Origin of the sequence: Atribacter sp. (assembly GCF_035418125.1) — a bacterium.
GTDB lineage: Bacteria > Atribacterota > Atribacteria > Atribacterales > Atribacteraceae > Atribacter > Atribacter allofermentans.
Genome location: NZ_DAOLQM010000081.1, coordinates 1 through 8,236, shown reverse-complemented (window position 1 = coordinate 8,236; position 8,236 = coordinate 1). Strand labels below are relative to the sequence as shown.

At 38.6% G+C, this 8,236-nt stretch carries 7 protein-coding genes; 3 read left to right on the top strand and 4 right to left on the bottom strand.

Annotated elements, in window-relative coordinates:
* From PLK24_RS05650 to PLK24_RS05635, 4 genes are all read right to left on the bottom strand, one after another.
* A partial coding sequence (locus PLK24_RS05650; protein ID WP_324477129.1) for a carbohydrate ABC transporter permease occupies nt 1–710 on the bottom strand: 710 nt, incomplete at its 3' end.
* Between the two features lie 32 nt (nt 711–742).
* The gene (locus PLK24_RS05645) at nt 743–1,645 is read right to left on the bottom strand and encodes a carbohydrate ABC transporter permease (RefSeq protein WP_324477128.1); all 903 of its coding nucleotides are present in this window, start codon (nt 1,643–1,645) and stop codon (nt 743–745) included.
* Between the two features lie 63 nt (nt 1,646–1,708).
* A complete protein-coding gene (locus tag PLK24_RS05640) occupies nt 1,709–2,977 on the bottom strand; it encodes an ABC transporter substrate-binding protein (RefSeq protein ID WP_324477127.1) in 1,269 nt (422 codons plus the stop codon).
* 243 nt (nt 2,978–3,220) lie between these two features.
* Nucleotides 3,221–4,252, bottom strand: a complete 1,032-nt coding sequence (locus tag PLK24_RS05635) for a sugar phosphate isomerase/epimerase family protein (RefSeq protein ID WP_324477125.1) — start codon at nt 4,250–4,252, stop codon at nt 3,221–3,223.
* A gap of 375 nt (nt 4,253–4,627) precedes the next feature.
* Between PLK24_RS05635 and PLK24_RS05630 the strand changes: the two genes are divergently transcribed.
* The 3 genes from PLK24_RS05630 to PLK24_RS05620 form a co-directional block, all read left to right on the top strand.
* Complete coding sequence (locus tag PLK24_RS05630) at nt 4,628–5,635, top strand: autoinducer 2 ABC transporter substrate-binding protein (protein ID WP_324477123.1); 1,008 nt, start codon at nt 4,628–4,630, stop codon at nt 5,633–5,635.
* Nucleotides 5,636–5,784: 149 nt separating this feature from the next.
* Nucleotides 5,785–7,296: a sugar ABC transporter ATP-binding protein gene (locus tag PLK24_RS05625; RefSeq protein ID WP_324477121.1), complete on the top strand. Its 1,512-nt coding sequence runs from the start codon at nt 5,785–5,787 to the stop codon at nt 7,294–7,296.
* 5 nt (nt 7,297–7,301) lie between these two features.
* On the top strand, nt 7,302–8,236 hold a 935-nt coding region (locus PLK24_RS05620; RefSeq protein WP_324477119.1), incomplete at its 3' end, for an ABC transporter permease.

The following is an 8,236-nucleotide window of genomic DNA, read 5'->3' as shown; positions in this document are numbered from 1 at the left end:
AAGAGTGAGATTCCCTGGGGGAGAGTTCGCATGTCAGGTTTTGACATGACAATTAAAGGCCACAGTAAAAGGTTCCATACCCATTGTCCGTGAAGAATAGCTAAAGAGAGAACCGCAGTTTTCGCCAAGGGCATTGACACTCGACAAAATATCTGCCACTCTGTTGCTCCATCAATTCTTGCCGCTTCAATGATTTCATCGGGAATCGAATAAAAAAACTGCCTCATTAGAAATACGCCAAAAGCAGTAAGACCTCCGGGAATGATCAGAGCTAAGTAGTTATCTTGTAAATTGAGCCTGGTTATCAGGAGGAACAAGGGTATCACAATCGCCTCAAAAGGAATCATCAGAGTCGACATGACAACAACAAAAAGAAGTTTATTCTTTTTAAACTTGTATTTGGCAAAACCATATCCAGCTGTGGCTGATAAAAATAAACATAATAAGACGGCAAAGACCAAAACGACAAAACTATTGAAAAAATACCTGGGGAAATTATACCCTGCGTAATTCAAGGCGTTAGGATAACTTTGGAAATTCCAGGTTCGGGGTAGTATTTTTATCGGAATCGATAAAACATCGGCATTAAGCTTAAATGAGGATAAAACCATCCAAATAAAAGGAATGAGATAGATAATTCCAATAATGAGTAAAACCAAATTTAAGACCAACGCAGCTATCTTTAATTTGCCACGGTTCGAAATATGCAACCCTATCACTCCCTCCTACAAATCTTAGATCATTAGACCTCAGCTTCTGAGCTAAAGATTTTCAGCTGAATGATTGAAAAGATAAACAAAGTCAAGAAAAACATTACCGAGATAGCCGCTGAATAACCAAACTTAGTATATTCAAAAGCTTCTTTATAAATTAAAAGCGTAAGGACTTCGGTAGATCGGCTTGGTCCTCCGCCGGTCATAACATATTGCAAAGCAAAAGTTCCGAAAGAAAATATGGCACAGGATACAAAAACCAAAATTATAGTATTTTTTAAAAGAGGCAGAGTGATGTGTACTAATCGTCTCCAAAAACCAGCTCCATCGATTTTCGCTGCCTCATGGTAAACATCAGGAATATTTAATAATCCAGCGATAAACATGACCATATAATAACCGGTGAATTTCCAAACGTTCACCAAAACCATAGTATAGGGGGCTACCTTGGTTGATGTAAGCCAGGGAATGTTCCATCCAAATATATCCAGAAAAACTACCGACAACAATCCGGTACTTTGGAACATAAATTTCCAAACTACAGCTATTGCAACCATGGGCAGGATAACCGGGAGGAAAACCATCGATTGATATAATTGTTTGAACCAGCACAACTTGCTGGTGAAAGCCAAAGAAAGCCAAAAGGATATAAACATGAGAAGAAAGACACTAAGGAAGGTGAATTGGAGGGTGACTGAATAGGAACTCCAAAATCTTTTAGTGGTGAATAACTTAATAAAGTTTTTTAGCCCAATATAGAGTGGTGATCCGGCAAAATTCCATTCGTAAAGCGATAGGCGAAAGGCATCTAACATAGGATAAATAAGAAATAATGAGAAAAGCAGGAGGGTTGGAAGAATAAAAATATACCCTTGTTTTTGTAACCGATTATAGTAAGTAGCTTTTTGAATTCCAATGCTTTTCTTCTTCATGGGACTTCCATGCCCTCCTCAGTTATTATTGTTTAGAAATTTTTGGAGAAACCTTCATCAGGCTTATTCAAGAATATCGCTTAATTCTTCCTTCAGGGCGTTCATAGATTCTTCGTTGGACATTCCTCCGAAGACAACCCGACGTATGGCTTCTCCAACGGCATCTTGAGTTTCACTAAATTTTGGAGAAGCAAGAAGAGCGGCGCCATTCCGTCTCTCGGCATCAAAAACGTCATTATTCAGTATGTATTTATCCGCAAGTGCTGGATCCAAAGAATTTCTGGGCTGGAAATACCCATGTTCTATGAAAGCTTCCGGTTGGCTGGCAAGATGGTCAAGCCATTTCCAAGCCCATTCTTTATTTTTGCTCTGCTCGGCTACAAATACACAGTACCCATAAACCGGTCCACCGATATCTTTTCCACCTTCAAAACGAGGATAGGGTATCGGTGCCACATCTTCTCGGGCTACCGAATAACTGTCGAGGACACCCCAATACCAGCTTCCACCGGTAAGGAAGCTACTGCAAAGACCATTTCCAAACCCTTCTCTTTCATCATCAAAGAGACCGGGATTGAATATTCCATCTTTGGTGGCAAAATTGGTGAAAGTTGTTAAAGCCTCAAGAGCTTCTGGTGTATCCAAACTGTCCTTTAATCCTTGTTCGGTTGGCCAATCTAAGCCTTTTTGCTCCATAAAGCTATGGAGAACTAAAAATGGAAATACTGAAGCTTTCAGATTGATGGCAAAACCGTTTCTGACTATGACATCATTTTGACGAACCGTCATCTTACTGCAGGTATCGACAAACTCTTTCCAGGTTTTGGGTAAGTTGGCGACTGGATCTAAACCAGCTTCTTTCATGTGGCCAGTATTAATCCATGCCACATAACTACTCATTTCAAAAGGAATGCCATAATATTTCCCGTTGTAAAAACCTCCGGTTTTTTGTAATGAGCCTTCTTGCCACATCTCCAGAACTTCTTCTATGGTCTCTTTACCAAACGCCGAAGGCATTATTTCTGCACATATACCATTAGCCATGAACCAGGCTGATTGCATGTTGGGCATGGCGAAAGTGTCCATTCCTCCTCCCCCAAGGGCCGCGGTTCTGACTTTGGTAGGCATATCAGGATCGGCTATAAAAATGATTTCTATGTTGACATTGGGGTATTTTTCCATAAAGGTTTTTGCAGCACGAGCATTAATTTCATCATAAGGAGGCTGGGTCCAGTGGTAATGAACAATATTAATCTTTTCTTCTTGAGCCCATACTATTGAAATCGATATCAACAAAAACAATAAGACAAAAACTATCGTCAATTTTTTCACTTATTGTAACCCTCCTTCATTTTTTAAATTCTTACAAATTCATAAACACAAAAACTCCTTTAATACCAAAAAACAGCCTCCTTTCTCAAAGAATTAGAAAAAATTAAAAATTCCGGCAATAAATTTATATTGATCCTCTTCCTCGCCTCCTCCCTTTCTCTTTTTTTCTTTCCCATCACGAGAGAGGAAAAAAATGAGGGGGGAACCGATTTAATCTGTATCATATATAACCAGAACCGTTATTTACCCTTTCATAATCAGTTCAAGGACATACATTTCCAGTGCTTCGTAGTTTCTCTCCTCAACGCATTTCTTTTGGAAAGTATAATCGAATTTGTTGGCTTTGTCTTCGAGGATTATAGCAATTTTAAGACTATTGTAAAGGTGACGGTAAATATCTTCGATTTTTTGGGTTCTCATGGCTTTTACATCGAGACCAACATACTCTCCATTCCTACCATAGTTATTTTCGACTAAAATTTTTATCTGATTAAATGCCTGTCTTAAGTTTTCTACACCGAAGGTTTTGTCCTGATCATACTTGATACCATTTTGATCGTTGAGATGAACACTCCAAAGCTTTTTGTTGGCAAGTCCAAAGGCAATCTCATTGGCTGGGTCGAGACCCGCTAAGATGGCATGAGCACTTTCTAAAAGAGCGCCGACTCGATCGGGGTCAATGGTTTTATATGATAAAGCAATCGCATGGCCAATGGTTGGACAAAAACTTCTATCTATAGGCTCGTTTGGCTTGGTTTCAATGAGTACTCGAATATTCTTATCATACTCGAGCATCTTGTTTATAGCTTCAACAATTCGATTCACTGAAAGAATCGGGTCTTTGCTTTCATAACAAAGGGTGCCTTCTCGGGCTAACCAAAGAACCAGTTTGTTGCATCCTAGTTCATTGGCAATATCTACCGATCTCAGTGCTCTCCATAGAGCAAATTCTCGATCTTTAGGATGGTTTGAAGTGAAACCCCCATCAATTGTTCTGGGATCCATCCACAGCCGGGGCGCGACAAATTCGGCTTCTAATCCGTTGTCCTCTAATAATTTTTTGACTTCTTTTGCTTTTTGTTTAATGGCTGCATCGGAAAGATCGTTCATCTCTGGAACGACGTCATCATCATGAAACTGTACTGCATCAAAACCAATTTCTTTAAATTTCTTGATCTTTTCATTTAACGGAATGCTTTCTCTTACTGGTGGGCCAAAGGCATCTGCTCCCTCATGAACATTCCAGGGACCAACTGAAAATTTAAATTTTGACACGTCAATATCCCCTTTCTTATTCAATTTTATCATGATACTTCTATTTATTCTAAATAAATGAAAAAATTATATAAGTTTCGTTCGGGTTTAAAACGTTTTGGCCAAATTTCCTTAAGAAAAATTGACTTTAAAAATTGAATTGGGATAAAATGAGGTTGAGTTTTGGTTATTTATTTTTATAGGTATTCTTTAAAAAATTATAAGCTTACTTAGGAGAAAGGAGGTACTTTTTGTAATTTTAGCCAGGACACCTCAATCCTGAGAATGGAGGTGAGAGAGGAAATTATTTAGTACGTATCTATCCGAAAACTTTTTGGAATTTTCTTGCAAATACAGTAACAAAATATTTTTCATAACTTTCTAGGGAGGATGAAAATGAAAAGATTTAAATTTTTATTGTTTCTTTCTACTGTATTATTGTTAACCTTTTCCCTATTTGTCGTTGCCGAAGCTGAAGATACTGATTTTGAAATTGTTATGGTTGTCAAACTTGAAGGTGTTGCTTGGTTTGATAACATGAGATTGGGCGTAGAAGAATTTGCCAAGGAAACCGGCGTAAACGCCTATCAAATTGGTGCTGCCACTGCTGACCCAGCTTCTCAGATTGCCCTTATTGAAGACCTCATCGCTAAAAAAGTTGATGCCATTATCGTCGTACCGAATGATCCGGTTGCATTAGAGCCAGTATTTAAAAAAGCTAATGATGCCGGAATCCTTACTTTTACCCACGAAGCCTCCAACCAAAAACAGGTAACCTTTGATATTGAAGCCTTCGATAACGATGCCTATGGAAGACATATGATGGATGTTATGGCAGAAGATTTGAATTTAGAAGGAGAATATGCTTGTTTTGTTGGCCACCTTACTTCAACCACCCATAATGAATGGGTTGATGCTGAAATCGCCCAACAACAGGAAAAATATCCGAACATGAAATTGGTAACCGATCGGATCGAAGAACAGGAAAACCAACAAATTGCCTATGAAAAAACCTTGGAATTGTTAAGGACCTATCCAAATCTTAAAGGTGTTATGGGAAGCGCCATGAGCACTGTACCTGGAGCAGCATTAGCCATCGAAGAAAAAGGTCTCATTGGCAAAGTCGGAGCCTATGGAACCTGCCTCCCCTCGGTTGCCTATGACTACCTGAAGAACGGAGCTGCCAAGTCAATCCATTTCTGGATTCCAGCCGATGCTGGGTATGTCTCCTGCAAGGTAGCTTGGGAAGTTCTCAAAGGGAATGAAATCAAAGAAGGCATGGATTTAGGGAAACCTGGTTATGAAAGTATCACTATTCGAAATAATCAACATGGCTTCCCAGTGATTTATGGCCAGGCCTGGCATGACGTTACTGCCGAAAACGTTGATGATTACGACTTATAATCAATAATTATTAATAGAAATTGCCTTTTCTTTTATGTGTCCTTAAAAAAGACCTTGTCAAACCATAGTTTCAAAAATGAACACGATAAAATAAGTGAGTTGGGTAATAAGAACTATCTTCCCAGCTCACTTATTTTAGAAGGGATACCATGGCTGAAGATTTTTTAAGAATTCAAAATGTAAGTAAGTTATATGCCGGAGTACAAGCCTTAGATAATGTCAGTATGTCAATCGGTCAGGGCGAAGTACATTGTTTGGTCGGGGAAAATGGTTCTGGCAAATCTACTCTCATTAAAATTATAGCTGGAGTGGTTAAGCCAGATGGTGGCGAAATAGTTATCCAGGGGAAAAGTTATAAAAATCTTAGACCAATCGATTCAATCAATGAAGGGATTCAAGTTATATATCAGGATTTATCCTTGTTTCCCAACCTTTCGGTAGCCGAAAACATTTCTCTTAATCAGCTGATTGAAGAAAAAAAGAAAATTATTAATTGGAAAGAAGTCAAGAGTATTGCTTCGAATGTTTTATTGACCATAAAAAAAGAACTTGATCTAAAGGAAAAGGTTGAAAATATTTCTATTGCCAATAAACAGCTGGTAGCCATCTGCCGTGCCCTGCTACGAAATGCCAAACTCATCATCATGGACGAACCGACTACAGCTATCACTAAGAAAGAAATTGATAAACTCCTATCAGTCATTTTAGATTTGAAAGAAAGTGGAATTTCTACACTATTTGTGAGTCACAAGTTGAGTGAAGTTTTGCAAATTGCTGAAAAAGTGACGGTTTTAAGAGATGGGAAAAAAGTTGGTGATTATAACGCTGGTGAATTAGATTACGATTCCCTTTCTTTTTATATGAGTGGTAAAAAAATCGATCATTCGGTTTTCAACTATCAAGAAGGAGCAGATCAAAAAACCCTATTGGAAATAAAAGACCTTTCTAAGAAAAGTCAATTTGAAGATATTAGCTTTAAGCTAAGGCCAGGTGAAATAATCGGGATGATTGGATCGCTGGGTTCAGGAAGAACTGAAGTAGCGTTGTCCTTATTTGGCTTGAATAAACCTGATTCTGGATCAATATATATGAATGGAGAGCCAGTAAAAATTAACTCTCCCCGGAAGGCAATCAGTTTGGGTTTATGTTATTTGCCAGAAGACCGGCTTAATCAAGGTTTGTTTTTAAAACAGTCGATCCAAAATAATGTAGTCGTCACCAATTTGAAAAAACTATTGACTAAATCTAAACTTCTCAATTACAGCAAGAAATATGAATATGCCAAAACCTGGATCGATGAATTGAATGTCAATGTTCCCTCTTTAGAAATAGCAGTTCAGGCGCTATCCGGCGGAAATCAGCAGCGGGTAGTCATAGCCAAGTGGTTGGCCACCAATCCCAAGGTATTTATCTTAGACAGCCCTACCGTTGGAATTGATGTCAATTCTAAAAGTAATATCCATAATTTGATTCGGCAGTTAGCTCAAAAAGGTATTGGAGTTATCATGATTTCCGATGAAGTTCCCGAAATAGTGCGTAACTGTAATCGGATACTGGTAATGGCCGATGGAAGAATTGTAAGAGAAGTAAACACTGTTGATATAACTGAGGATAAGTTATTCGATTTAGTGTCGAGTAATTCAAAAAATAGTGAAGGATAAAGACCATGACTGGAACGATTAGTAGAAGTCAAATCCAGAAATTATTTAATCAAAACGAAGCGTATTTGTCTTTAATTATTGTTGCTTACTCTATTTTGGTTACATCTTTGAATCCCTCTTTTTTATCTTTTGAAAATTTACTTGATCTGGGAAAAAGTAGTGCAAGCTTGGGTATCTTGGCAATTGGAGTTTTTGTCGTTCTCCTCTCTGGTGGCATTGATATGTCCTTTACTGCAATCGCCATATCCGGCCAGTACATTGCAGCCAACGTTTTGATAGCCAGTGGAGTGGATAATATCTATTTTGCTTTTTTAATTTCCTGTTTAGTCGGGTTAAGCTTAGGGGCAATAAATGGCCTAATCATTTCTTACTTTAGAATTCCAACCTTTATTGCTACCCTGGGGACCTTAAATGTTTTTCATGGAATTCTGCTCACTGTGGTTGGAACCAAAGCGGTTAATTCGGCACAGTTACCGGACTGTTTTAAAAAGTTTGGCGCCACCAATGTGTTCACTGTGGTTAAGCCTGAGGGAGGGAGTTTTGGTTTATCAATATTTACCGTGATTTTCATAGCTGTTGCTCTTCTCACCTGGTTTATCCTTACCTACACTCAGTTAGGAAGAGGAATATATGCCATAGGCGGCGACATGGAGGCAGCTAAACGATCCGGTATGAATGTTTTCAACATTCAATTTTTTATTTACTGTTATGTTGGAATACTAGCCGGAATAGCCGGTGTTCTTCATGTTTCGCTGATTCGCTATAGCAATCCGACTTATTTAGTAGGTACCGAGCTGAGTGTTATAGCGCCGGTGGTATTGGGTGGAACTAGGATAACTGGGGGATCGGGTACGGTCATTGGCACCATATTAGGAGTAGTTATGATAACGTTGTTGAATAATAGTCTTATTTTGATCGGTCTCTCTTCTTTCTGGCAGGA

Bases quoted from the DNA above. Each gene is read 5' to 3' on its own strand.
- PLK24_RS05645 (WP_324477128.1), bottom strand. From the start codon at position 1,645: ATGAAGAAGAAAAGCATTGGAATTCAAAAAGCTACTTACTATAATCGG.
- PLK24_RS05625 (WP_324477121.1), top strand. From the start codon at position 5,785: ATGGCTGAAGATTTTTTAAGAATTCAAAATGTAAGTAAGTTATATGCC.
- PLK24_RS05630 (WP_324477123.1), top strand. From the start codon at position 4,628: ATGAAAAGATTTAAATTTTTATTGTTTCTTTCTACTGTATTATTGTTA.